Here is a 25,368-nt window from a genome sequence, read left to right as displayed (position 1 = left end):
CATGTTAAATATTAATCGATTATCGATTTCACGCTCAACAGGTAAGTCTTTTTTTAGCGTTTGCCTGCCGACGCTTACTATCCAAGCGGGGGAAGTTGTTGTTATTCAAGGTGATAGTGGCTCGGGTAAAAGTACTTTACTTGAAATGGTAGGAATGATTTTAAAACCAGACCAAATTGATGGTTATAACTTAATTGTTGATAATTATGATATTGATATCGCAAAGCTAATCAAGCAAGATAAAATTGAAGAACTTGCTGATATTCGCGCTCAACATTTAGGATTTATGCTGCAAACAGGTGGATTACTGCCATTTTTGACGATTCGTGACAACATTTTATTATCATTAAAGTTATTACAAAAAAAAATGGATAATAGCCGGTTTGATTATCTAGTGCAAAAACTCAATATCGTTCATTTGCTCAATAAATATCCTAAACAGTTATCAATTGGTGAAAGGCAACGAGCTTCTTTTATTCGTTCGATTATTCATAAACCAGCGTTGTTACTTGCCGATGAGCCGACTTCGGCATTGGATCCCTATAATGCGAATTTATTGTTTGATTTAATTATTGAACAAGCTCAGCAAGATAACATTGCTGCCATGATTGTCACACATGACTGGCAACGCATAGCTGACAAAGGATTATTGACTTTATCAGCTAAGTTAACCTCGGCACAATCATCAGAATTTTCACCGTTACAAGATAAGGCGTAAAAAATGACTAAAGCAATATCAAAATGGTTACTTGTTACTCGTTTATCGTTAGCGGACTTATGGTATGACAAAAAAGTATCATTTTGTATTATTGCCTCAGTAATATCAGTGATTACTCCCTTGTTATTGTTATTTAGTTTAAAGTACGGGGTTGTTTCGCAGCTTCGAGAACAATTACTCAGTGATCCGCAAAATTTAGAAGTAAAAATTGTGGGGAATTTGCAACTTAAAGATGAAATGTTTGAGTGGATAAAACAGCAACCTGAAACAGCTTTTGTGATTCCACTCACACGTTCATTAAATACGCAAGCTGATTTAATGAAAGATACTAGCCATTTCGTCAATAATGCCGAAATTATTCCCACGGCTATAGATGATCCAATAACAAAAAATTTGCCATTACCGAATAATAAAAAGCAAATTTTATTAAGTTCATTATCAGCCGAAAAAATGCAAGTCATGATGGGAAGTCGTGTGAAAATGGTGATCACAAGGCAGCTTGATGGAAAACTTGAAAAAGGAATGACTGAATTAGAGGTAGTTGGCATTATTCCCGAAAATCGTTATAGCCGTGCAGCGGCTTTTGTCTCTTTAGATTTACTGATTGATATGGAAAACTATTATGATGGTTATCAAAGTGATGTTTTCCTAACCTCAACGGGGCAATTAAATCCACCTAATCATACTTCGTTTGCGCGAGCCCGTATTTATGCGGACTCGTTGGATAATGTCGCACCATTAGCATACAAATTACGAGAAAAACATATTGAAACGCGTACTCAAGCTAATGCAATTGAAAACATGCAAGCGATTGATCGAGTGCTTAATTTTATTTTTAGCGTTATTGCCATTACGGCAGTATTGGGATGTGTTTTATCATTTACTGGTTCATTTTTATCGAATATTGAACGTAAACGTAAAGATATTGCTTTTATGCGATTACTTGGATTTCGCTCTAAAGGCATTATGCTTTATTTGATTAACCAAGCAATGATTTTGAGCTGTTTCGCTTTTATAATCTCTTGTGGACTGTTTGCAGTAGGAAATTGTGCTTTTAATTTAGTTTTAGGTAAAAATTTGCTTTCACAATCCGTTGTGAGTCAATTACAATTTTATCATCTTGTTATTGCATTTTTACTGACTTTATTTATTTCAGCGGGCATTGTGGTTATAGGAGGGCGACGTGCTATTCAAATTCAACCAGCAGAAAGCTTACGTGAAGCATAATTATACCCGATTAGCTTGTTGGGGATTGGCTACAATTAGCTTACTACCGGCATTAAGCTTTGCTGAACCTTGGGATAGTAAATTTTATAATCCCAAGCCTACAAAAGATGATGTGATTTTACCGATGCCATGTGACGGTAGTTTAGTGATGAAAAAGGTATTTACCCCTACCAATAAACCGCTAGATGATGTCAAAGTCATTTTAGGGAGTAATCAAAAAGAGCTCGGTTTTGCTGAGTATGCCACGCCCAATTATATTGCTGGTAGCTTTTCCGATTCAGGTAAAGAGCGTTATTATTTGATAGGTAAATATGAGATTACCACATTGCAATATCAATCCGTCATGAATGATACTTGCCCAACTCCTAAAGTGAATCTTGCCTTTCCTATCACGGATATTAGCTGGTTTGATGCTATTGCTTTTACAGATAAATATAATCGTTGGTTAATTGAAAACCAGTCAAAAATAAAATCAATTAATTTACCTAATGGCTATGTCCGTTTACCCAATAATACGGAATGGGAATATGCCGCGCGTGGTGGTTCAAAAGTGACAGAATCAGAATTTCGTGAATCACGGTTCCCTATGAGCAAGAATCTTGAAAATTATGCATGGTTTTCTGGTGCCAAGTCAGCTAATGGTAAATTGCAGCTTATTGGTAGGTTAGATCCTAATCCGCTAGATCTGTATGATATTTTAGGTAATGCGAGCGAAATGATGTTTGATTCGTTTAGAATGAATAAACTTGATCGCTACCATGGTCAACAAGGGGGAATGATTGTCCGTGGGGGGAGCTATTTAACGCCCGAATCTTCAACTACCAGTGCTTTTCGTATTGAAAAGCCTTTCTATGATGATAAAAGTGCTTATAAAAGTAAAGATGTTGGATTTCGCTTAGTTTATACAACTGAAGTGATGAATTCGAACGACAAAATCAAAGAGCTAGACAAAGAATGGAGTCAATTAGGTAGTGAAACGGACAGCGCAAAAAATGGTAATGTTGTCAGCGAGCTTGAAAAAATTACTAAACAAGTTGACGATGAAAAAACAAAAAAAGAATTAAATCAACTCAATGCTCTTTTACGTAGCGCCAATCAAGCGCGCGATGAACAACGAGATCGTTCTATTCAATCAGCATTACAATTAGGTGCATTTTTGTGTGCTAATGTTTCAGATTTGAACGGCAAGTTTGAGTATAATGATAATTTATACAAAACAATGATTAATGAAGTTTGTGATCTAAAAGAAGCCAATACTGTGGCCGATGACAATATGTGCTCAAAAGTGAAGCTAGATAATTTAAAGCAGGTTGTTGATGAGTCTAAAAGTGCTCGGGATTTTATATTGAAATATTATTCCGATACGATTGTTAATACGGCATCAAATTATGAGAAAAATACGATTAATGAGCAAGTTAAATCAACACAATTTATTCTAGAAAATAGCGGTAAAGCGAATATGAGTGATTATTTAAAACTCTATTTCAAACATATTAATCAATATATTGAATCGGGGAAGATCGAGCGAACAGCTTGGCTACAAACGTGTAATGAGATAAAAGGAAAAAAATGATGAATAAAATTATAGTAACACTGACTTTATGTATATCGCTTATTTTAACAGGGTGTCAAGGTTCTGGAGGAGTAAGTTCTAGAAATGTTGATCCTGCATTAACAAAAAGTAATACGGCTAAATTTTTTAGCAAATCAGCATGGCAATCTTGTGCTGTCGGTGCTGGTTTAGGCGGTATTGGCTGTATGTTGGCAGGTGGAAAAACAGGGGTATGTCTTGCGTCTGCGGCGGTTGGTTGTGGTGTGTTGATGGGGGCTAACTATTATCTTGACAGTAAGCGAGCTGAATATGCTAATGACGAGATGCGTCTAGATGTTTATATCCAAGACGTGCAAAAGAACACCTACGAAGTACAAGCGGTGACCGAAACAGCTAAAGCGGTATTGGATAAGAATTTAGCAACACTTAAAGTATTAAATAATCAAATAAAAAATGACACGCTCAATAAAAAACAAGCACAAAATGATTTGACACAAATTGATGCAAATATTGCTTATTTAAGAGACAAATTAAAACGCATGAAAAAAGTTGAAAATGATTGGGTTTCAATCTCATCTCAAGAACGACAATCAGGTGTTAGAGTATCGAAACTGGATCAACAAATCAGCCAGTTACATAAACAAATTGCAGTACTTGAAAATCAAATTAATCTTGTTACTAAACAACGTTCAGCAGTTAAGGTGAGCTAATTATGAAAAAAAAATATCTTTTATTACTCAGTCCATTTATTTTTTTAGCCGGTTGTTCAACTACGCCTGAACAGTGCGATCCAACTAATACCAACATTGGGATTATGGATAAAATCAGCTGTAATTATTCAGGGAATTATCAGGCTCGAATTGATCAAAAAAAACAAATTCTAGAAGATGAAGTAAGAGCTAATCAGCAGTTTAAAGAGATTTATGCCACTATCGAGAAGCAAAAAAACGCTACCTCGTTAAGCATTAAACAAAAAAAGGCACAGCAGCAAAAGTTGAAAACGGATTTAACTAAACTAACCAATGAAGTAAAACAAAAAGCCAAAGGACGTGACGACCTACAAGCTCAAGTGAAAGATATTGAACAGCAACTGAATAAAGTGAACAATTCAAATAGTTCTGAACTTGAAAAACAAGTTGAGTTAGATAAGTTAAATAAAAAACTTCAACAATTGCAAAAAGCATTAAACATATAAATATATTTCTTGCTTAATCAATGTTATAAATAATAAAAGCAGACGTTAAATAAAAGGAAATAAATTAGCAATGCAGCGCATAACAAGAATTATCTGTGATCATCATCATACCGAAAAGATGTCTTTATTTGATCAATATAATTCTTTGCTAGCATTGCTAAAACCGTATTTGACTGAGCGCACTTTTTCCATTTTAGCAATAGCAAGATTGATTGATGATAATCAATATATTGGTTGGTACACCTCTTTAGAAGGTCAGCCTATCTTATTGAATGAAATTAGTGATCAATCACATAAAGCTAAGATAGAAAACACGTTACAAAATCGTATTAACGATATCGAAGCTGTGGTTAAGTTAATGTCATTAACGGCTGAGCAGCAGGCATTTATTTCATCATGGTTACCTAGAATTAAAAGTTTAGGTAATCATATTTATGTGATTAATGATGAACCAGTTATTGTTAATACTTTTGAAGATCCTATTCTACCGGCACCTGCCCCAGTTATTCCGCCAAAATCATTTTGGCGTTGGTGGCATTTTTTACTTTTAGCCTTATTACTCCTTGGTTTACTCGGCATTCTTTGGTATTTCTTTTGCCCATATGCAAAAGAAAAGACTGCGATTGCTGAGGTTGAGCCCGCCATTACTCAGCCTGTTGAAGAAAAGAAACCAGATCCAGTTGTTGAGCCTCCTAAAGAGGAACAATCCGTTGTAAAATCGGAGCCTGAAGCGATACCAGAGCCAGCACCTAAAAATTGTGTTACTCGTGAAGAGATTGCCAATAATACTGACAAGCCTAAAATGGTTATGATATTTGACAATTCAGCCTCGATGACATTGACTTTGATGGAATCTCAAGCGTCCATTAATCAATACTTGCGTGCTGATTGGTATTCAATGACCGAACAAGAAGCTGATGAATACGAAAAACGCATGACACGTTTACCTAATCGTTTATCAAGTAGTAAAAAGGTTGCATTGACGACTATTGATAAAATACAACCTGATGTTAATATTGCGTTAGTCACCCTTTCTGCTTGCCCTGCTGCACAAACTACCTCGTTTTATCATTATGAAAATAGAGGTAAGTTAAAAACTAAAATTAGTCGGTTAAATCCATTAGAAAATAACAGTGCAACGCCTTTATACAGTGGTATAAAACAAGCTAGTAAAATGCTTGATGGCGTAAACCATGATGATTACATCTTAGTGATTAGTGATGGTGAAGATAATTGTACCAAAGCGAATATTTGTGCTTTAGCCAGCAAAATCGCCACTGAGCAACCTCGACTCAAAATCAATATTGTCGATATTGCTGGACAACATAAAATTGACTGTGTAGCGGATAAAACTGGGGGTAAAGTTTATATCGCTCAAAGCCCAACACAGATAATTGAACAAATGAATAATGCCGTTTCGAATATGAATATTAGTAAACCGATATGCGAATAATTATTTTTAAATAATACTAGATAGTCGAATATCTCGTTTTTGGCATATCTATGGTTAAGTAATGTTTCAAGTTTATTGCAATTTTAGTATAAGAATAATGGTCAACTGTAAGGAATTAAATCAATAATGCAACGAATAACACGGATAGCCTTTGATTATAATAACCCAGAGAAGATTTCTCTATTAGAACAATATCATTCTTTACTAGTATTATTAAAATCACATTTAACCGATCGCACTTTTTCGATTTTAGCATCACCAAAGCTAATTGATAACAATCAATATCTAGGCTGGTATACTAGTCTTGAAGGACAACCGCTTTCACTTGATAGTATTGCCCACAAATCCCATAAAAATAAGATAACCAAAACGTTACAAACACGTATTAATGATATTGAAAATGCTATTAAACTAATGCCATTAAGTGATGAAGAGCGAAGTTTAGTTTCAGCATGGCTTCCAAGAATTAAAAGTTTAGGCAATCAAATTTATGTGATTAATGATGAACCGGTTATTGTCAATACCTTTGAAGAACCGGTTTTACCTGCAGCAGCCCCTGTTATTCCACCAAAGCCATTTTGGCGTTGGTGGCATTTTTTAATCTTAGCCTTATTACTTGTTGGTTTACTTGGTATTCTGTGGTATTTATTTTGCCCATTTGGTAAACAAAAAACAGTTGTCCCCGATCCTATGGCTATCATTGCACCGGCTGTTATAGTGAAGAAACCTGAACCCAAACCGACACCTGAGCCTGTTACTGAACCAAAAGATCCCGTGCCAGAAGAACCTACGCCAATTGCAACATCTGAGCCTAAACCAGAACCGGTACCTGAGTCACCGCTAGCGCCAAAGGTAAAAAATCCACCTAACTGTATCACCAAAGAAGAGATGAATAAAGATCCTAACCCATCTAAAATGGCAATAGTGTTTGATAATTCATTATCGATGACAGTAACATTAAATGAATCGCCATCAGCGGTTGAGCAATACTTTCAATATTTGACGTATGGTTATGGTCGTAATATGTCAGAGCAAGAAAGAATCAAATACGAAAAGCGTATGACTCGCTTACCAACTCGTTTATCAAGTAGTAAGAGTGTGGCTACTTCAAGCATTGATAAGATACAACCAAACATAGGTATTTCACTGGTAACGCTGACGAATTGCCCAGCAGCGAATGTATCGCCATTTTATAATTACTCTAATAGGGCATCACTAAAGCATAAAATTAAACAATTAACACCCACCGCAGCAGGCGGGGGCGGAACGCCTTTATATAATGGTCTAGAAAAAGCCAGTAAAATGCTAGATGGGGTAAAACGTGACGACTATATTCTGATTATTAGTGATGGCGAAGATAATTGTACAAAAAGGAATATTTGTACGTTAGCTAACTATATAGCTGCACAAAAACCACGATTAAAAATTAATATTGTTGATATCGCTGGCGAACACAAAATAGACTGTATCGCCAATGCAACGGGCGGAAAAGTATACATTGCGCAAAACCCTAAAGATATGATTAAACAAATGAATAAAGCGGTTTCAAGTTTGAAAATTAACAGGCCTGTGTGTCAATAAATAACATTCTAGTCAACGTCCGATTTGGCGAATTTTATGCGAAACAAAATAAAGCCTAGCCAAAAAAGGATGTTTGGCATGGTTATATTTTGTCAGGAACGAATCATGTGAGTGCGTTAAAACCGAGTGTTGGCGGACAAAATTTCTGGAAAAATTTGAACATCTGAGCAAAGCAAAGATGGCATCGAAGAGGCGAGTATCAATATGATACGAGTAAATATAAGTAGGCTACATTCTGTAGCTAAGCATGTGATTGTTAAGGGGAATTTGCTAATTCTCATAGTTTGGACATTGTTACTGTTGCTATTTATTCAACCAAAAGGTTAAAATTTCCGAAACCCAATTAGCTCAAACTATAGTTAAAAACCACTTCCTCTAAAGCATCAAAAAACATTCAGTGAGATCATTTATTTAATTTTTTTATTTTGTCGTTTTTAATAAAATTAAAATATTTCAATATGTTAATTATTTTCAAAAAACTTAATCGAAGTCACATTTAAATAATTATTACCAAAATCCACGAAAAAAGGAGTCAAGCGTTTTTAAAACGGTTATACTTTCATCGATTTTAAAAATCAGCAGATTTAACAAACAAATATAGATAAAATAAAACAAAATTTTAGTTTACTGTAGTAACCTATATCTTAAATTTATCCAATAACCCTATTGGACGAGTTTTTATACGAACCTCGTTTATATCTTCGAAATTATCTCGAAAAGTCTCTCTGGCGTTGGGATTGTTATTATTGTTGTATTTATGGCGTTTATAGGCATTACCCGCTAACAATAAGTAGGTGGGTTATAATACTGCCACCGTCAAAATGGGCTGTTATCAAATTCGTAAAGCTGATTCTGCAATTTGATGAGGGAAGTAATAATTGATATGACAATCCTGGCTATGCAGGTTCTGATAACATATGGAACCTAGGGGATTCCTATTTCAATCAACCTACCCTAAACTTTTTGACATTACTTATTAATCTTTCAATAAAAGGGTGGTTAAATTTTTTTAAATCGTTATACTTTTTATATTAAAAGATTAATTTAGCTTAATTTATTAGCTAATAATTATGAAAAATCAAATAAAAACAAAACAATTGATATACAGGATGTTATGCAGTATAACTATAGCCAACAGATCTGGCAGCATTATGTTTTAAGCATTTCTAAATACCACTTGAGTCAAACATTAAGCTTCGGGATCATTTTTATCCTAAACTTATTTAATACACACACACAAGATTGCCCCCCATTCTTGCTAATTAGTTTTCGTAAACAGCTAAGTGTTAGTCTGAAGCAGCAATTACAATTAGCGGAGTTATCACAGCCACGTTTATCGTGTATATCTGGTTTAACTTTATGGTTATTTAAAATCCCTTTTACATTAGTGCCATTGTTGCTGTTACCGTGTGCAGCAAATGCAGAAATGTTATCAGCCAGTACTTCACATGTCATTGAAGGCTCCGTTCCCTATTTTACATTTGATGGGGGGATAACCAAAGCTACTCAGACCGATGGTTTGTTAAGTATCAAGTTATCGGATGCTACAATAATCTCGCCTATGAGCAATACCTCTTCATTATCAAACCCAATAGTGTTACCTAATGCTAGCGATACGTTTGCTAATGTTGTCATGTTTTTACCAACAACAAGGAACTCAATAAGTTTAAACACATTGGTTAGAGCTCCGTATAACTATTGGGGTGATGGTGATGGTGATGGGCAGGGAAGAAGAGGTATAACGGCAACAGGCCGGTTAAGAGTTCGGATCTATGATAAAAATAATCGAACAGTTCGTCGTGTTGATACTTTAGATATTTGCAATGCACCTTATAAAATGGAATTAAGTAATACCAATGGCAGTTTAAAGACGCAGTATGGTGTGCCAAATCAAGCTATTTTTGGTGTGAGTGCTGTAACTTACTACTTCACCCCAGAATCGTCTGCTAAAGTTTGCTATGCCAAGCCAGAATTGCAAGAAAGTATAGGTCGATACGCCGGTCCTACTGAAATGTGGGATACAAGGAAAGGGTTTATTCCCCAATCAACCTCGCCATCATCATACAATAGTAACTTTCCTACTACCGGTGCAAATGGTTTATATTTTGATTTAGACATAGGGGGAAGAGGGGCTCTCACTTGGCCATCGATTACTCATGGCGGTATCACTGTCACCATGACTCCCAATGCGAATGGGACAACTGTGCGCGTTACTTTAACGGGACCTGCGTCAACCAAAGATGAACAGAATGCTGATTTGCCTGGGCCGCTTCAGGCCGGAATACCAAACTTACCGCAAACATTCGAGCTAAAGGGATACGATAGTAGTGGTAAAGAAGCGGTAAAATATGGATTTGAATTGCAGAAGTGGTTTGTTAACCGTGGAGTTAAAACAGCAGAAGCCGCCAACCAAGAAGCTTGGTGTTCAAGCATAGGCTATCGGATTATACAAGTCAAAGACGTCACCAATGCAAGCTGTGATGGTAGCAGTAGTTGTCAAAATGCAGTTGGTGCCACACCTTCATCAAGGGGGAATAATTACCATCGCCGAATTGGTGGTGGTTTGTTTAGTGAGTGGGCTCGCCTAGCTAATTATAGTGGTTCAGGCTTTAGTAATCTTAGCTATTGGACAAGTGATGTGATAGGGGATCGTCTATTTCATGTATACTCGTACAATGGACGGGTTTACCGTGCTGACCCTATCGGTAACTATTACGGGGTGTGCGTTTATCCTTAGTTTTTAGTTCTGAGCTGTTAATTCTTGTACGAATTAACAGCCAATTAAGTTAAAAAAACAAAGAAATCTGTTTTGATTTAAGTGGCTTGCCAACAAAGTTGGCAAGCCATGTGTTTTTGTATCTAAACAGCAGAAGCGCTTGTCTAATATAAAAAATATCCAATCAAAGAGAACCTAGAAATCCATTTTTATACTAAAACACATAGTTACCTGAAACTTTTTGACAAGAATTTTAATTTTTTCAGCAAAAGCCTAATTTAGGTTATAGTTACATTTTTTTAGAGTTAGTTATACCTTTATTCAATAAAAAAACCAGACATACGTCTGGTTTTTCTGTTTGTTTTTTATAGCAGTAATATTTAGAAATCTAAATTAGCTGCTTTAAGGGCATTTTCTTCAATGAATAATCGTCGAGGTTCAACTTCATCGCCCATAAGGGTTGTAAACAATTGATCTGCTTCAATGGCATCTTTGATGGTGACTTGTAACATACGGCGACTGGTTGGATCCATGGTTGTTTCCCATAATTGTTCTGGGTTCATTTCGCCAAGACCTTTATAACGCTGAATAGTTAGGCCGCGACGTGATTCTTTAATTAACCAATCAACTGCTTCTTCAAAAGAATTAACCAGTTGTTTACGTTCACCACGTTGAATAAAGGCACCATCTTCTAGTAAATCTTTTAATTGTGCACCAAGGTGGCAGATATTACGGTATTCATTGCTATGGATAAAGACCTGATCTAATGGATAATTTGTATCAACGCCATGGGTTCTTATTTTTATAATTGGCACATACAGTTGTGCTTTTTCATTATATTCAGCTGAATAAAGATAGCTGCTGCCATGTTGCTCTTTATTCGATAGTTTTTCAACAATGGTTTTTGCCCAATTTTCAGCCTGCTGTTGATTTTGCAAAATACTTTCGTTTAATACATCATGATAAACCAATTCAGAAAGTAGCGCTTTAGGGTAACGACGCTCCATTTTGGTAATCAGTTTTTCGACTTTTTGATATTCGGCAATTAGTTTTTCTAACGCTTCGCCTGCAAGTGCGGGTGCATGGTCATTGACATGTAATGAGGCATCTTCAAGGGCTAAAGCAATTTGAAACTGGGTCATTGCTTCATCATCTTTGATGTATTGTTCTTGCTTGCCTTTTTTGACTTTATATAAAGGCGGCTGTGCAATATACACATAGCCACGCTCTATGATTTCTGGCATTTGGCGATAAAAGAACGTTAGTAATAGAGTACGTATATGTGAACCATCGACATCGGCATCGGTCATGATAATAATACTATGGTAACGCATTTTATCTGGATTATATTCATCACGGCCAATACCACAACCTAACGCAGTAATTAACGTTCCCACTTCTTGCGATGAAAGCATTTTATCAAAACGGGCTTTTTCGACGTTTAATATCTTACCTTTTAGCGGTAAAATTGCTTGATTTTTACGGTTGCGTCCTTGTTTGGCCGAGCCCCCCGCAGAGTCCCCTTCCACTAAGTAGAGTTCAGATAGCGCTGGGTCTTTTTCTTGGCAATCGGCAAGTTTACCCGGTAATCCACCTAAGTCTAAAGCGCCTTTACGGCGTGTCATTTCTCGCGCTTTGCGAGCTGCTTCTCGTGCTCTTGCTGCGTCAATGATTTTTCCGACGACGATCTTGGCATCACTTGGGTTTTCAAGAAGATATTCTGCTAATTTTTCACCCATGACGGATTCAACCGCCGATTTAACTTCTGATGACACTAATTTGTCTTTGGTTTGTGATGAGAATTTAGGATCAGGGACTTTAACTGATACAACCGCGATGAGACCTTCACGCGCATCATCACCAGTGGCACTAATTTTCGCTTTTTTGCTGTAACCTTCAGCTTCCATATAATTGTTTAATGTGCGCGTCATTGCACCACGGAAACCGGCTAAGTGTGTACCGCCGTCTCGTTGGGGGATGTTGTTAGTAAAACAATAGATATTTTCTTGGTAGCCATCGTTCCACTGCAGTGCCACTTCGACGCCAATATCGTCTTTTTCTGTGCTGAAATAAAATATTTTAGGATGAATAGGATTTTTATTTTTATTTAAATATTCAACAAAAGCTTGGATACCGCCTTCGTAATGATAATGTTCGCTTTTGCCAGTGCGTTCATCAAGTAATCTGATAGATACGCCGGAGTTTAAGAAAGACAATTCACGTAGTCGTTTGGCTAAGATTTCATAAACAAACTCAATATTGGTAAAAGTTTCAGGACTTGGCCAGAAGCGAACATAGGTACCTGATTCAGTAGTTTCGTCAATCACTTTGAGTGGTGCTTGTGGTACACCTAAATGATAAATTTGTTGGTGAATTTTACCATCACGATAAATCACTAATTCTAGTTTATCCGATAACGCATTTACCACTGAAACACCAACACCGTGTAAGCCACCGGATACTTTATAGGAATTGTCATCAAATTTACCACCTGCATGTAGTACGGTCATAATAACTTCAGCCGCTGAGATACCTTCTTCCTCATGAATGCCAGTTGGAATACCGCGACCATCGTCACGGACAGAAACAGAATTATCGGGGTGAATCGTCACTTCGATATGGTGACAATAACCTGCTAATGCTTCATCAATGGCATTATCGACTACTTCAAAAACCATATGGTGAAGTCCTGTTCCATCATCAGTATCACCAATATACATACCTGGACGTTTACGGACAGCATCAAGCCCTTTGAGTACTTTAATGCTAGAAGAATCATAAGAATTAGACATGGATTTCTCGACTTATTTGATTGTTTATATCATTCTATAAATTTACGAAATTATACCAGATTTTATGTGAAAAATCTTATCATTTTCATCGATCATATGGGTAATTTGCGCTTGGTTAACTGCGGTAATAAATACTTGTGAATTAGCTAATTTTAAACGTTTGGCTAACAGTTCTCGTTTATTGTTATCGAGTTCAGAGGCAAAATCATCAATCAAGTAAACACAAGCTTGGGTACTTTGCTTTGAGTAATATTCACCTTGAGATAGGCGTAAAGCACACATTAACAGCTTTAATTGACCACGTGATAACAAATCTTCAACTGGAATATTGTCGACACGTAATCGAATATCCGCTTTATGAGGTCCGACTGATGTGTAATTAAGGAGTTTGTCTCGCTCATATTGTTTGTATAATATTTCAGCATAGCCAGTGCTATGTTCCCAACCTTGATAATATTGGCAATTAAGCTGATACTCAGGTAAAAAGTCATGGCAAGTTTTTATAATTTCAGGGAAAATCTGTTGCGAATAATCCGCTCTAATGTGGCTAATTTTTTCAGCAATGGGGGCGAGTTCTTTATCCCAAGGTAATAATTGATTATAACTGTGGGATTGCTTTAATAATGCATTGCGCTGTTTAAATAAGCGTTTTAGATTATTCCATAAATGAACAAATTCTGGATAATGATGGAAGCAGCCCCAATCAATAAAGGCACGACGATATTTGGGACCACCACTCAATAAATCAAACCCTTCAGGTGTAATTAACTGTATAGGTAATAATTTGGCTAAATCGGCGAGTCGAAAACCTTCGTCCCCGTCGATTTTGATTTTATTTTCACTATTCCGTGACTTTGCAAGACCAATGGAATGGACTTGTTGATGGATATTTTTTATTTCACTAAATAATACAAGCTCTGGTTGTTCATGCTGAATAATTCGATTTGATTGAGTATGTCTAAAAGCGCGACCATGGCCAAGCATATAAATAGCTTCAAGTAAGCTCGTTTTTCCACTGCCATTATCACCAACAATGAAGTTGAAATGTGGCGATAAAGACAGTTGCGCATGATCAATATTACGGAAATGATGAATGTTGATTTTTGAAAGAGTCATATGCCTTGAATGATGCCGGCCGAAGCCGGACAATTAAATGAGATTTGATTATAAGCGCATTGGCATAACAACATAAGTAGCGGTCTGATTGTTGATATCTTCTATTTGTACACTTGATGTTGCATCAGTTAAGAGCAGTTGTACGCTATCACATTTCAATGTATTTAATATATCAAGTAAATAGGTTACATTGAAGCCGATCTCAAGCTCTGCTGATTGATATTTTACGTCAATAACTTCTTCTGCTTCTTCCTGTTCTGGGTTATTTGCGGTGATTTTTATCTGATTGTTATGGACATAAAGTCGAATACCACGGAATTTTTCGTTGGATAAGATCGCAACACGTGATAGGGCGTTTCTGAGTTCTTCGCAAGATACTTCAAGTGGTTTATCGGGGTTGCGTGGTAATACGCGTTTGTAGTCAGGGAACCTTCCATCAATGAGTTTTGATGTGAAGGTGAAATCACCAAGATTAACACGTAAATTATTATTACCAATTTGCATATTGATTAATTCGTCGTTATCACTAACCAGTTTAGCAAGCTCAAGTACCCCTTTTCTTGGTAAAATGACCGAACAAGAAGTTTTAGTATCTTGCTCAATAGGTTGTGCACATAAGGCTAATCGATGCCCATCTGTTGCAACTGATTTTAATAAACCATCTTCAATTTCAAATAACATGCCATTTAAGTAATATCTTACATCTTGGTTAGCCATTGAAAATTGCACTGCATCAATAAGGCGTTTAATGGTTTTTTGTGGAATGGAAAGATCAACATCGCTTTGCCAATTTTCTAAATTAGGAAAATCGCTAGCGGGCAGTGTGGATAAAGAAAATTTACTACGACCTGATTGAATCATCAATCGGTTATCATCAACGCTTATCGAAATTTGGGCATTATTAGGTAGGTTTCGACAGATATCGAGAAATTTTCTTGCGGGCACCGTTGTTGCACCTGGTTCGCTTGGTTCAACTAATGGTAAATGCGATATCATTTCTATTTCAAGATCAGTTCCCGTCATCGATAGTGTGTTATCGCTCACCTGTAATAGTAAATTACCCAAAATAGGTAGTGTAGGGCGACTACTCAATGGCGCACTGACAAGTTGCAATGGTTTAATCAGTTTTTCACGATCTATAATAAATTTCATAGTATTGATTCTTTTTTAAGTTGATAAAGTTCGAATTAAATTGGAGTAATCTTCTTTAATATTATTACTTTCTTCTTTTAATTCTGCAATCTTTCTACATGCATGTAATACTGTTGTGTGATCTCTTCCACCAAAGCCATCACCAATTTCAGGAAGGCTTTTGTTAGTGAGTTCTTTGGCAAGTGCCATTGCCATTTGTCGTGGTCTTGCAACAGAACGAGAGCGACGTTTAGAAAGTAAATCTGATACTTTAATTTTATAATATTCGGCAACCGTTTTTTGAATGTTTTCAATGGTAACCAGTTTTTCTTGTAAAGCCAGTAAATCTTTTAAGGCATCTTTAACAAAATCAATGGTAATGGCTTTGCCAGTAAAATTAGCATTAGCAATGACTCGATTAAGTGCCCCCTCTAACTCACGAACATTGGAACGTAATCGTTTAGCAATAAAAAAAGCAACTTCTTCAGGTAACTTGATATGATTTTCTTCGGCTTTTTTCATTAAAATTGCAACCCGCGTTTCCAGTTCGGGTGGCTCAATTGCAATAGTTAATCCCCAACCAAAACGCGATTTTAAGCGATCTTCAACGCCATTTATTTCTTTAGGATAGCGATCCGAGGTTAAAATAATTTGTTGATTGCCCTCTAATAATGAATTGAAAGTATGAAAAAATTCTTCTTGCGATCGCTCTTTATTTGCAAAAAATTGAATATCATCAATAAGCAAGGCATCAACTGAACGATAGTAATTCTTAAACTCTTCGATAGCATTATTTTGTAGCGCTTTTACCATATCTTGCACAAAGCGTTCTGAATGCATGTAGACAACTTTGGCATTGGCTTTTTCTGCCATTATTTGATTGCCAACCGCATGTAATAAATGGGTTTTACCTAAACCGGTAGAACCATATAAAAATAATGGGTTATAAGCTTTTCCTGGGTTTTCAGCTACTTGTTTTGCCGCAGCAACCGCAAGTTGGTTGGATTTACCTTCAACAAAGCTATTAAAAGTGTGTTTATGATTAATACCTGAATGGTAGACATGATTGCTATTTGTTTCTTTTGTTGTTTTCCATGCAGGTACTACTTCGGTTTTGCGTTGACTACTTTGCAATTTTTTATCGGTAGATACCGTTGAACCAACTTCAAGAAATAATTTTAAAGAATCATCATTAAAAAGTTGGTTTAATAATTGGGATATAGTCGTTAAATATTTATTTCTTACCCAATCTAGAACAAATCTATTCGGTGCATAAATATAGAGTTTATTATCGACCATTTCCGCTTGCAACGGACGAATCCATAAATTGAATTCCGTTGTTGGGATTTCTTCTTGTAATTGAGAAAGGCAATCTTGCCAAATAGCGGTAGGCACGGCAACTCCTTCAACTTTGCTTACTAACAATACTATGCAGTATTATAATCCCTTTTGTGGATAATTTGTAGAGCTAAGGTGATATATAATTCAGTTGTTAACAAATAAAGAGATGTAAAAAACCCGGCTTTTAACCGGGTTTTAATGAACAACTTAGAAAACAAAAATTAATTTGTTAAATCAGTTACTTGAACTTCTTGAACGTTACGTGCTTTAACTTCAATTTCAACACGACGATCTGGTGCTAAACATGCTTTTAAGCTAGCGCCACGAAGTGCATTACATTTAGTACCAGTAACTGGTTGAGATTTACCCATACCACGTGCACTGATTAGGTCAGCTGGAACACCTTTAGATACTAGATATCTCATGACTGAGTTAGCACGTTGTTCTGATAGTTTTTGGTTATAACTAACTGAACCGATACGGTCAGTATGACCAATTACTACAACTGCGCTTTCAGTTGGTTTGATTTTAACTAGGTTTGTAAGCAAGTTGTCTAATGCTTGACGACCTTCAGCTTTTAAGTCAGCTTTTGCATAAGCAAATAGTACATCTTCATTTAATACATAACGGTTTTCTTGCGTTTTTAACTCAACTGGTGCTGGAACAGCTGGGGCACCTAAACGGTAAGTAATACCTAAACTTACAGTTCCTGCATCAGGAGATGCATCAGTTTTAGTATGAATGTGATTAACATATTGGTATTCTAAACGAGTAGAAAAGTCTTCGGCGAAACGATAGTCAAGACCTAATGCATAAACAGGAGATAGCTTAGTTTTTGTGCCACCGCGACCGTATTCTTCTTTGATATCTCCACTATTTTTCCACTTAGCAATAGTCATCATTCCACCAGCACGACCATAGATATCTAAATCGTCAGAGATGAATGATAATGGATAGCTTAATTTACCAGTTAATGAAACACCTTGTGCAGAGATCTTGCTATTGCCCGCTTTAGTTTTATCATCAGTCCAAGTTCTTTTATATTTAGCTGAACCTAACCAATCATAACCTAATTCAAAGGCTAAATAAGGGTTTGCTTGGAATCCAAGGAAAGCACCACCAGCAATATTGCTACGATTTGAAGTTTTAATACCAACTTCGTCTTTATCAAAGCCACGAACCTTATTTGCATCTAGTTTATAAAGTTCTGACCAACCTAATTTAGCACCTGTATAAATAGTGTTGTCTTCGTATGCTGCGTTAGCGGAAGTAGCTGTTAAACTTGCAACTGCAATTGCTAGAGCTAGAGTAGTTTTTTTCATTTTATTGCCTCAACTTATATGTTGTTATAGACGATGTTTAGTTTCTTTATTGTTTAAAATTTACTTCAAATAAAAAGAACTATGACTTATTTTTATATAATTATGTTACCCATAATCTGGTGCCTAGTATAGCATAGATAATAGGCAAATCTATAATTATTGCTATCGCAATAAAAAAATATTTAAATAATTTTATCAGATGATTTTGTTAATTGTTATGTAAAAGTCATGAATAGTATTAGCTAATGAATTAGCCATAATAAAGAAGTCAGCTTCTAGTCTTTGATCTAATTCATCTGAGCCGATATCTTCATTTTCGTCTAAAATAACCGAATCAAATTTAATTCGTTTAAATGTTAAGTCATTATTGACGATAAAGCTGACTCCCCTTTCATCAATAATTTTAATTTTAGTGATCCATTTTCCTGAATCAAAATGGACACGCATTTCATCGCCGGTGATTTCTTGATTTTTACAACTGATAATCCCATTACCCTCAAGCGGATCTTTAAGTTCGGCTTGGTCACCCAATAAAAATGGTGGGAATGTCAAGTTTTCTTTAGCCCATGTGGTCATGACCTGCTCAAGTGGTTTATCAATTGATAAAGGTGTTAAGGCAAGTGAACCAAGCTCTTTACGTAAAATAGCTAAGATATCTTCTGCTTGTTTAAAGCTACTACAGTCAACAATAATACGTTTATTTTGTGTATCGATCCATAACCAATAGTAATTATATTTACTAAATGCTCTTGGCATTAGATCAATCATGACTTCGTCTTTTAAGGTGGCTTTTTCGTTTTTGGTCAGTTTTCTACTTAAAGCTTGTTCTTGCTTATCGATTTTCTCTAATAACGCTTGTTTAATTACGGGAGCGGGTAATATTTTTGTTTCTTTTTTGATGCGTAATAATAAATGCCCTTGCATATCAATAATAAAAGCACTGTCATTATTATCATGATAAGGCGACACCCAACCCATTTTGGTGGTATCTAAATTACCACAGGGAGTAAAAGGATGAGATTTTAGTGCTTTTTCAATTGCATCTTTATTAAGTAATGTATCATTATTAAGTTGATAAATGATGGCATTTTTAAACCAAAGCATACTTTTCTATTTCCTGAATTTTTGTGATAAAGATTTTATTTTGTTTAAACAAGTCACCACTTATAGTGGATGAGTCGTGATATTTATTATTGAATATCAACGTATATTCATTAAAAGTTATAAGATACCCCCATATAAATCGAAGTTACAGTGCTATTGCTAACCATTGGGCTATCGGCCGCATCACCGGTTAATTTATCGATATGAACACCACCAAAAGTCGCCATGTTTTCGGTTAATGAATATTGTGCAGCTATTTCAGCATAAGGCGTCAATGAGTTATCTGCATTAAAGTATGGTAATCCTGAACGGGCGGATTCTTTATGAGAAACACCATAATAATAATCATTATGTTTGCTGTTGGACCAATTTATACCAATGGTAGGCGCAACAATTAAATTGCCTTGCATATAAGGAACGGTATAATCTGCATTGACTAAAATACTATTACTTTTATTTAGTACATCCGCCCCGACGCTACTAGAAAAACTTCCCCAATTGGTATCAATGGAATATTCGATTTCTGCAAGTAGTGTTGAATGGCGACTATTAAGTTGCCTTAATTGGCGATTATCTGAATCATGTGGTTTAAATTCATTAGATAAATAACGAGCGCCAATGGAGATGCTTTGATTATCTTCATTATACGCATAAACACCAGCCGATAAGTCATCAATAAAAAATAAGCCATTATCATAATCAATATGACCGATAGGGTAATAATTAGCGCTATAACTTTTATAAGGTGAATTTGCCCAACCAATACCAGCACCGATGGAAATGGGATTAGCTAACGCATTTTTGGCGGCGCCTAAAACGATGATTGACAAAATAGAAAGTGCACAAGCTGTTTTTTTCATTTTTTATACCCATATATAAAAAGTGATCTCCTGTCGCTAGTAACACAAACTTTAATATCGTTTATTTTGCTGTTTCGCTTATCGTCACACAATCTATACATTAATTGTACATTGTAACAAACCAATTTCTTGAATAATAATGCCACATTTTATCGTGTTTGAATATGGATTAGTGAGATAATTATGAGTAAACCAACTTTAGAAATGATTAACAGTCGTCCTGATGATGCGACATTGTTAGCGGATGAAGCTAAATATTGTTCTTTTGGCGATACCGTGCATTATGTTGAACCACCAAAAATCTTTGATGGTTGTGAAGGTAGTTACATGTATGACAAAGAAGGTAAAGCTTTTCTTGACTTACAAATGTGGTATTCTGCGTGTAACTTTGGTTATGCTAATGAACGTTTAAATAATGTGCTTAAAAAGCAAATTGATACTTTACCACAGTGTGCTAGCCAATATTTGCATCCAACTAAAATTGAATTAGCCAAAACCATTGCCCAAGGCATGGAAAAACGTTTTGGTTATGAAGGACGAGTACATTTCAATGTGGGTGGTTCACAATGTATTGAAGACTCTTTAAAATTGGTTCGTAATGCATCTGGCGGTAAATCGTTAATGTTTGCTTTCCAAGGTGGATACCATGGCCGTACTTTAGGGGCTTCATCCATTACATCAAGTTATCGTTATCGTCGTCGCTATGGTCATTTTGGTGATCGTGCTATGTTTGTTCCATTCCCATACCCTTTCCGTCGTCCAAAAGGAATGACAGCAGAAGAATATGGTGAACATTTGGTGGCTGAATTTGCGCGTTTATTTGAAACCGAATACCACGGTGTTTGGGATCCAAAAGTTGGACAAGCGGAATATGCAGCGTTTTATGCCGAACCTTTACAAGCAACAGGTGGTTATATTGTTCCTCCTCGTAATTACTTTAAAGGTCTTAAAAAAGTATTAGATCAGTATGGTATTTTATTAGTCGTTGATGAAATCCAAATGGGCTTTTACCGTACCGGTAAACTTTGGTCAATTGAACACTTTGATGTCAAACCTGATGTTGTGGTTTTTGCTAAAGCATTAACTAATGGTCTTAATCCGCTAGGTGGTTTATGGGCACGTGAAGAATTAATTAATCCACAAGTATTCCCAGTGGGTTCAACTCACTCAACTTTTGCCTCAAATCCACTTGGTACAGCAGTTGGTCTTGAAGTATTAAAAATGACTTCTGAAACCGATTACGAAAAAATGGTCATGGAGAGCGGTGCTTACTTCCTCGAAGGTTTAAAAACACTTGAGAAGAAACACAAAGAGATCGGCGAAGTTGATGGTTTAGGTTTAGCGCTGCGTGCTGAAATCTGTACTGAAGATGGCTTTACAGCCAATAAAGCACTTGTTGACAAAATGGTTGATATTGGTATGTCCGGTGATCTTGATTGGAAAGGTACCAAAATGGGCTTAGTGCTGGATATTGGTGGTTACTATAAAAACGTGATTACCTTTGCGCCATCGTTACACATCTCTCGTCAAGAAATTGATCAGGGTATTGAACTGTTGGATCAATTAATTACCCGAGCTAAAAAAGAGCTTTAATTATTTTATTTTCATTTTCCCGTCAATGTCTATTGGCGGGACCGCGAGTTACAGCCAATCTTATATTTAACGTTATGAAATATATCAATCAGTTAGAACCCAATGAATTAATAGACAATTTTCTAGCTCATCCTCCACAAGAATTTTCCGCATGGCTGAGTGAAGATGGTGTGCCTGTTTTTTCTGCCAAGTTTGATCTTCTTACTACTGCAGATGATGATTTCAGACATAAAATTCAAAAACTGCCTTTTTACCATAAATGGCAGCGCTATTTACAACCCAATACTTGTTTTGTTGGCGCAACTGTTTCGGAATATGCGTTACTAAATGATAAAGTGGATGCTAATCAATTAGCACAACATCTTAAAATGGCTTATGCTAAGCAATATCCTTTTTTGATTGTTAAAGATATACCTGTCGCATCGCCTTTACTGAGTGAAAAAGAAAATGATTATTCAATGCATCTTATTTCGTCATTAAAAAAACAAGGTTTTATTGAAGTTGAAGGGCAAGCATTAGCTTGGCTACCGATTGATTTTGCCAATATGGATGAAATTTTTTCACGATTTTCTTATAGTCGACGTAAAAATTTTAGGCGAAAACTAAAATCACGAGAAAAATTAGTGATTAATATGTTGCATAGTGGTGATGAGTGTTTTTATGACCAAGCGGTTTTAGATGAGTATTATCAATTGTATCTTAATGTTTATCAGCAAAGTGAAATCCATTTTGACTTATTGACTAAACCCTTTTTTACTCAGCTATTACAAAGCAAAACCCAAAATGCGCATATTGTGACTTATCACCATGATGATAAGTTGGTGGGGTACAATATTTGTTTTGTTGTGAACAATATGCTAGTTGATAAGTATATCGGTATGGTTTATCCACAGGCAAGAGAGCTCAATCTTTATTTTGTAAGTTGGTTTGTTAATCTTGAATATGCTTTGCAGCAAGGATTTAGTCATTATATTGCGGGTTGGACCGATCCTGAAGTAAAAGCATCACTAGGTGCAAAATTTACTTTTACTAAGCATCTTGTTTATATTCGTAATCCGTTATTCAGAATTATATTACGTAGATTGATTGGTTTCTTTGAAAGTGATAAGGAGAAAGTAGCATGACCTGTCCTATTATTCTCAATTTTGATAGAAGCGTGGGTGATATTTGTTATGCTCAAACGCTTGATGTTACGCAGTGGCAAGATACAATTCGTTTTGGTTGCACTAAGAAACAATTTAGCCAATTTAAACAGGTATTACAGCAATCTTTACCGGAAAGCCATGGCACGGTATTAATGGGCAGTGGTGATTTTCATCATATTTCATTACTATTTATTGAACGTTTAGCAAAGCAATATTCCGCAGATAATCCGATCCAAGTTGTGATTTTTGATAATCATCCAGACAATATGCGCTATCTATTTGGTGTGCATTGTGGATCATGGGTTAGTTATGTGGCAAGTTTGCCTTTTGTGAGTCATGTACATGTGCTAGGCATTACCTCTCATGATATTGGTATAGCACATTTTTGGGAAAATAGATGGAAACCGCTGCTTCATAAAAAATTGACTTACTGGAGCTTAGATGTCAACGTCACATGGGCAAAAAAAATTGGCTTAGGACATGCTTTTAGGCATTTTTCCACACCAGATGACCTTATTGCTAACTTCTTATCCGAACAATATCATAGCGCACAACCAGTCTATTTATCGATTGATAAAGACGTATTAAGCGAAGAGGTGATTCACACCAACTGGGATCAAGGCAAACTACAAACGTATCATCTGCTTGATACTATATCGTCAATTAAACCTAGAATTATCGGCAGTGATATTACGGGGGAACTGTCAATATGGCAGCCATCAAATTGGTTTAAACGTTTACTCAGTTCGCTTGATAAACAACCGACCATATCACCCAATAACCTTAACAATTGGCAACAAGAGCAACATCAACTTAATTTGACATTATTAAAAGCATTAGCGGTATAAATTGGTGTGAAAAACTTTCAGGAAAGTAGGCGTTTAAGTATAAAATCTTACCTACCTTTCCTTATTATAATTGGAACTTAATGTTGATGATGGTGTGAATCTTGTTTCGATAATTTGCTTTCTGCTAACGCCAAAAAAAGAATGCCTGAAACAATGAGTATTGTACCAATTAACTTGAATAAGGTAATCGGTTCGTTAAATAACCAGATCGAAACAATCATGACAGTCACAATTTCAAAGTGTGATGCCGCAAAAGCAGGACCTACAGGGGCTTTTTTTAATAACGTCATCCAAGTGAAGAAGGTCAGAATATAGCCCACTATTGAAATATAAATCCAAGGATTAGTAAATACGCGAATTAACCATTCTAGGCTCATCTCTAAAGGTTGCGCTTCAACTGCTGTTAATTTAAAACTACATTGCGCAATTGTGTCAAAAAAGAGCAATACAGAAAAACCAATTAAGTAAAATCTAGCCATATTAAGACATCCCTACAAAAACAACACCAGCGGTGATTAATAGCATTCCGATCAAGCGGTAACTAGTTAGTAATTCTTTGAAAATAATACGGCCAACTAGCATGATAGTAATAATATTAAATGAGGCAAGTAATACCCCTTGAGAAAGAGGCACTAAAGTTAAAAAGGCTAACCATAATAAAAATTCAGCCACATAAGAGGTAACGCCAATCCAAATCCACTTATTTTTTGCTAAATCTAGCCAATAGTACCAACCATCGCGATTGTTGGGTGCGATGGCTGCAAATTTAAAAGCGACTTGTCCTAAAGTATCGAAACAAATGTTACTAACCCAAAGTAGAATAACTAATGGTGACATTATGCTTTTATTCCTTCTGCTATATTATCAAAGAAAGAAGCACACTCCTTGATCACTTCGCGGCGCTGGCTATCAATGGTAATTAAATGATAGCTATCATTTAATACCACTAACTTTGTTGGTCCTGATACTTGCTTTTCGACCAATTTGGCATTCGTTTCTATATTGGCGATATCATCGTTACCTGAATGCATAATTAAACAAGGCGAAATTACTTGGGGCAATTGCTTGCGCATAGCTTTTGCCAATAACTGCATTTCGGCAAGCGCAGGGAATGGATTTCCTGCAAGGCCTGCTGATGCAGCATCACCACTTAACATACTTTCAGAGACCACCGCACGAATGCGTTCATCTTTAAGTCCATAAGGTGGTTGTTCAATGAAAACCTGTTTTTGAAAAATACCCAATTTTTTAAAGTAAACAAGTAAGAAAAACAGTTTTTTTGCCCAAAATGGCATACTCCAGCCATCGTAACAAAATGTGGGCGCTAATACACCAACTCCTTTGATTTGTTCAGGTCTGTCTACTGCCAGTTTGAGCGCAAGTAGTGCTCCCATTGATAGTCCTGCAACAAAGATATTATCCACATGTTGCGCTAAATAATCAGCGCCATCTTGCACGCTTTTATACCAATCTTGCCAAGTTGTTTTACACAGATCTTCTTCTGTACCGCAATGCCCTGCTAACTGGATTGCATAAACCGTAAATCCAGCTTTATGTAAACCATTAGCTAAAATCCGCATTTCATTGGGCGTTCCTGTTAATCCATGGATTAATAGTACGCCATTTTTGTTACCTGGTAGAAAGTACGATAAATCTTCAATTGTACTCATTAGT

21 protein-coding genes are annotated in these 25,368 nt (G+C 36.1%); 11 read left to right on the top strand and 10 right to left on the bottom strand.

From position 1 onward, the window contains the following. Position 1 precedes the first annotated feature (1 nt). From ACYIAM_RS01410 to ACYIAM_RS01375, 8 genes are all read left to right on the top strand, one after another. On the top strand, positions 2-718 hold the full coding sequence (locus ACYIAM_RS01410; RefSeq protein ID WP_483746993.1) for an ABC transporter ATP-binding protein: 717 nt from the start codon (positions 2-4) through the stop codon (positions 716-718). A 3-nt stretch (positions 719-721) separates the two neighbouring features. Beyond that, complete coding sequence (locus ACYIAM_RS01405; protein ID WP_483746992.1) at positions 722-1,945, top strand: ABC transporter permease; 1,224 nt, start codon at positions 722-724, stop codon at positions 1,943-1,945. Further along, positions 1,902-3,518, top strand: coding sequence for an SUMF1/EgtB/PvdO family nonheme iron enzyme (locus ACYIAM_RS01400; RefSeq protein WP_483746991.1), 1,617 nt, complete (start codon positions 1,902-1,904; stop codon positions 3,516-3,518). The genes ACYIAM_RS01405 and ACYIAM_RS01400 overlap by 44 nt, the downstream gene beginning before the upstream one ends. Then, a complete protein-coding gene (locus ACYIAM_RS01395) occupies positions 3,518-4,207 on the top strand; it encodes a hypothetical protein (protein ID WP_160431618.1) in 690 nt (229 codons plus the stop codon). The genes ACYIAM_RS01400 and ACYIAM_RS01395 overlap by 1 nt, the downstream gene beginning before the upstream one ends. A 2-nt stretch (positions 4,208-4,209) precedes the next feature. Then, positions 4,210-4,692: a hypothetical protein gene (locus ACYIAM_RS01390; RefSeq protein WP_483746990.1), complete on the top strand. Its 483-nt coding sequence runs from the start codon at positions 4,210-4,212 to the stop codon at positions 4,690-4,692. 70 nt (positions 4,693-4,762) lie between these two features. Then, positions 4,763-6,145: a VWA domain-containing protein gene (locus ACYIAM_RS01385; RefSeq protein ID WP_483746989.1), complete on the top strand. Its 1,383-nt coding sequence runs from the start codon at positions 4,763-4,765 to the stop codon at positions 6,143-6,145. A gap of 126 nt (positions 6,146-6,271) precedes the next feature. Beyond that, complete coding sequence (locus ACYIAM_RS01380) at positions 6,272-7,726, top strand: VWA domain-containing protein (protein ID WP_483746988.1); 1,455 nt, start codon at positions 6,272-6,274, stop codon at positions 7,724-7,726. A 1,255-nt stretch (positions 7,727-8,981) separates the two neighbouring features. Then, entirely contained in the window at positions 8,982-10,463 is a 1,482-nt protein-coding gene (locus ACYIAM_RS01375) for a hypothetical protein (protein ID WP_483746987.1), read from the top strand. A 359-nt stretch (positions 10,464-10,822) separates the two neighbouring features. On the opposite strand, the gene gyrB is transcribed toward ACYIAM_RS01375, so the two are convergent. The 7 genes from gyrB to ACYIAM_RS01340 form a co-directional block, all read right to left on the bottom strand. Beyond that, entirely contained in the window at positions 10,823-13,234 is a 2,412-nt protein-coding gene (gene gyrB, locus ACYIAM_RS01370; RefSeq protein ID WP_483746986.1) for a DNA topoisomerase (ATP-hydrolyzing) subunit B, read from the bottom strand. A gap of 42 nt (positions 13,235-13,276) precedes the next feature. Next, positions 13,277-14,350 (bottom strand): DNA replication/repair protein RecF, encoded by a 1,074-nt coding sequence (gene recF / locus ACYIAM_RS01365; RefSeq protein WP_483746985.1) that lies wholly within the window; start codon positions 14,348-14,350, stop codon positions 13,277-13,279. A 48-nt stretch (positions 14,351-14,398) separates the two neighbouring features. Next, positions 14,399-15,502: a DNA polymerase III subunit beta gene (gene dnaN / locus ACYIAM_RS01360; RefSeq protein WP_174797668.1), complete on the bottom strand. Its 1,104-nt coding sequence runs from the start codon at positions 15,500-15,502 to the stop codon at positions 14,399-14,401. 15 nt (positions 15,503-15,517) lie between these two features. Next, the gene (gene dnaA / locus ACYIAM_RS01355; protein WP_483746984.1) at positions 15,518-16,876 is read right to left on the bottom strand and encodes a chromosomal replication initiator protein DnaA; all 1,359 of its coding nucleotides are present in this window, start codon (positions 16,874-16,876) and stop codon (positions 15,518-15,520) included. 167 nt (positions 16,877-17,043) lie between these two features. Beyond that, on the bottom strand, positions 17,044-18,144 hold the full coding sequence (gene ompA / locus ACYIAM_RS01350) for a porin OmpA (RefSeq protein WP_483746983.1): 1,101 nt from the start codon (positions 18,142-18,144) through the stop codon (positions 17,044-17,046). Positions 18,145-18,339: 195 nt separating this feature from the next. Beyond that, complete coding sequence (locus ACYIAM_RS01345) at positions 18,340-19,248, bottom strand: recombination-associated protein RdgC (protein WP_174797665.1); 909 nt, start codon at positions 19,246-19,248, stop codon at positions 18,340-18,342. Positions 19,249-19,358: 110 nt separating this feature from the next. Then, positions 19,359-20,108 (bottom strand): MipA/OmpV family protein, encoded by a 750-nt coding sequence (locus ACYIAM_RS01340; RefSeq protein ID WP_483746982.1) that lies wholly within the window; start codon positions 20,106-20,108, stop codon positions 19,359-19,361. Between the two features lie 183 nt (positions 20,109-20,291). On the opposite strand from ACYIAM_RS01340, the gene ACYIAM_RS01335 reads away from it, so the two are divergent. The 3 genes from ACYIAM_RS01335 to ACYIAM_RS01325 all read left to right on the top strand — a co-directional run bounded on the left by ACYIAM_RS01335 (position 20,292) and on the right by ACYIAM_RS01325 (position 23,694). Then, on the top strand, positions 20,292-21,701 hold the full coding sequence (locus ACYIAM_RS01335; protein WP_141669987.1) for an aspartate aminotransferase family protein: 1,410 nt from the start codon (positions 20,292-20,294) through the stop codon (positions 21,699-21,701). A 74-nt stretch (positions 21,702-21,775) separates the two neighbouring features. Beyond that, positions 21,776-22,825 (top strand): GNAT family N-acetyltransferase, encoded by a 1,050-nt coding sequence (locus ACYIAM_RS01330; protein ID WP_483746981.1) that lies wholly within the window; start codon positions 21,776-21,778, stop codon positions 22,823-22,825. Continuing rightward, positions 22,822-23,694: an arginase family protein gene (locus tag ACYIAM_RS01325; RefSeq protein WP_483746980.1), complete on the top strand. Its 873-nt coding sequence runs from the start codon at positions 22,822-22,824 to the stop codon at positions 23,692-23,694. The genes ACYIAM_RS01330 and ACYIAM_RS01325 overlap by 4 nt, the downstream gene beginning before the upstream one ends. Before the next feature lie 77 nt (positions 23,695-23,771). Here the strand turns inward: ACYIAM_RS01325 and ACYIAM_RS01320 are convergent, their stop codons facing one another. Genes ACYIAM_RS01320 through ACYIAM_RS01310 form a run of 3 tightly spaced genes read right to left on the bottom strand, consistent with a single transcriptional unit; the run spans position 23,772 to position 25,364 of the window. Further along, positions 23,772-24,173: a DMT family transporter gene (locus tag ACYIAM_RS01320; protein ID WP_483746979.1), complete on the bottom strand. Its 402-nt coding sequence runs from the start codon at positions 24,171-24,173 to the stop codon at positions 23,772-23,774. A gap of 1 nt (position 24,174) precedes the next feature. After that, positions 24,175-24,531, bottom strand: a complete 357-nt coding sequence (locus ACYIAM_RS01315; RefSeq protein WP_174797660.1) for an EamA family transporter — start codon at positions 24,529-24,531, stop codon at positions 24,175-24,177. Continuing rightward, on the bottom strand, positions 24,531-25,364 hold the full coding sequence (locus ACYIAM_RS01310; RefSeq protein WP_065586621.1) for an alpha/beta hydrolase: 834 nt from the start codon (positions 25,362-25,364) through the stop codon (positions 24,531-24,533). The genes ACYIAM_RS01315 and ACYIAM_RS01310 overlap by 1 nt, the downstream gene beginning before the upstream one ends. Positions 25,365-25,368 lie beyond the last annotated feature (4 nt).

The organism is Gilliamella sp. X-60 (assembly GCF_057063585.1).
Note: the sequence above shows the minus strand (reverse complement) of the source record. Positions and strands in the feature narration are given on the sequence as shown.

Bases quoted from the DNA above. Each gene is read 5' to 3' on its own strand.
- ACYIAM_RS01395 (WP_160431618.1), top strand. From the start codon at position 3,518: ATGAATAAAATTATAGTAACACTGACTTTATGTATATCGCTTATTTTA.
- ACYIAM_RS01320 (WP_483746979.1), bottom strand. From the start codon at position 24,173: ATGGCTAGATTTTACTTAATTGGTTTTTCTGTATTGCTCTTTTTTGAC.
- ACYIAM_RS01315 (WP_174797660.1), bottom strand. From the start codon at position 24,531: ATGTCACCATTAGTTATTCTACTTTGGGTTAGTAACATTTGTTTCGAT.
- ACYIAM_RS01345 (WP_174797665.1), bottom strand. From the start codon at position 19,248: ATGCTTTGGTTTAAAAATGCCATCATTTATCAACTTAATAATGATACA.
- ACYIAM_RS01390 (WP_483746990.1), top strand. From the start codon at position 4,210: ATGAAAAAAAAATATCTTTTATTACTCAGTCCATTTATTTTTTTAGCC.
- ACYIAM_RS01330 (WP_483746981.1), top strand. From the start codon at position 21,776: ATGAAATATATCAATCAGTTAGAACCCAATGAATTAATAGACAATTTT.
- ACYIAM_RS01380 (WP_483746988.1), top strand. From the start codon at position 6,272: ATGCAACGAATAACACGGATAGCCTTTGATTATAATAACCCAGAGAAG.
- ACYIAM_RS01410 (WP_483746993.1), top strand. From the start codon at position 2: ATGTTAAATATTAATCGATTATCGATTTCACGCTCAACAGGTAAGTCT.
- gyrB (WP_483746986.1), bottom strand. From the start codon at position 13,234: ATGTCTAATTCTTATGATTCTTCTAGCATTAAAGTACTCAAAGGGCTT.
- dnaN (WP_174797668.1), bottom strand. From the start codon at position 15,502: ATGAAATTTATTATAGATCGTGAAAAACTGATTAAACCATTGCAACTT.
- ACYIAM_RS01385 (WP_483746989.1), top strand. From the start codon at position 4,763: ATGCAGCGCATAACAAGAATTATCTGTGATCATCATCATACCGAAAAG.
- ACYIAM_RS01325 (WP_483746980.1), top strand. From the start codon at position 22,822: ATGACCTGTCCTATTATTCTCAATTTTGATAGAAGCGTGGGTGATATT.
- ACYIAM_RS01340 (WP_483746982.1), bottom strand. From the start codon at position 20,108: ATGAAAAAAACAGCTTGTGCACTTTCTATTTTGTCAATCATCGTTTTA.
- ACYIAM_RS01335 (WP_141669987.1), top strand. From the start codon at position 20,292: ATGAGTAAACCAACTTTAGAAATGATTAACAGTCGTCCTGATGATGCG.
- ACYIAM_RS01405 (WP_483746992.1), top strand. From the start codon at position 722: ATGACTAAAGCAATATCAAAATGGTTACTTGTTACTCGTTTATCGTTA.
- ACYIAM_RS01310 (WP_065586621.1), bottom strand. From the start codon at position 25,364: ATGAGTACAATTGAAGATTTATCGTACTTTCTACCAGGTAACAAAAAT.
- ompA (WP_483746983.1), bottom strand. From the start codon at position 18,144: ATGAAAAAAACTACTCTAGCTCTAGCAATTGCAGTTGCAAGTTTAACA.
- recF (WP_483746985.1), bottom strand. From the start codon at position 14,350: ATGACTCTTTCAAAAATCAACATTCATCATTTCCGTAATATTGATCAT.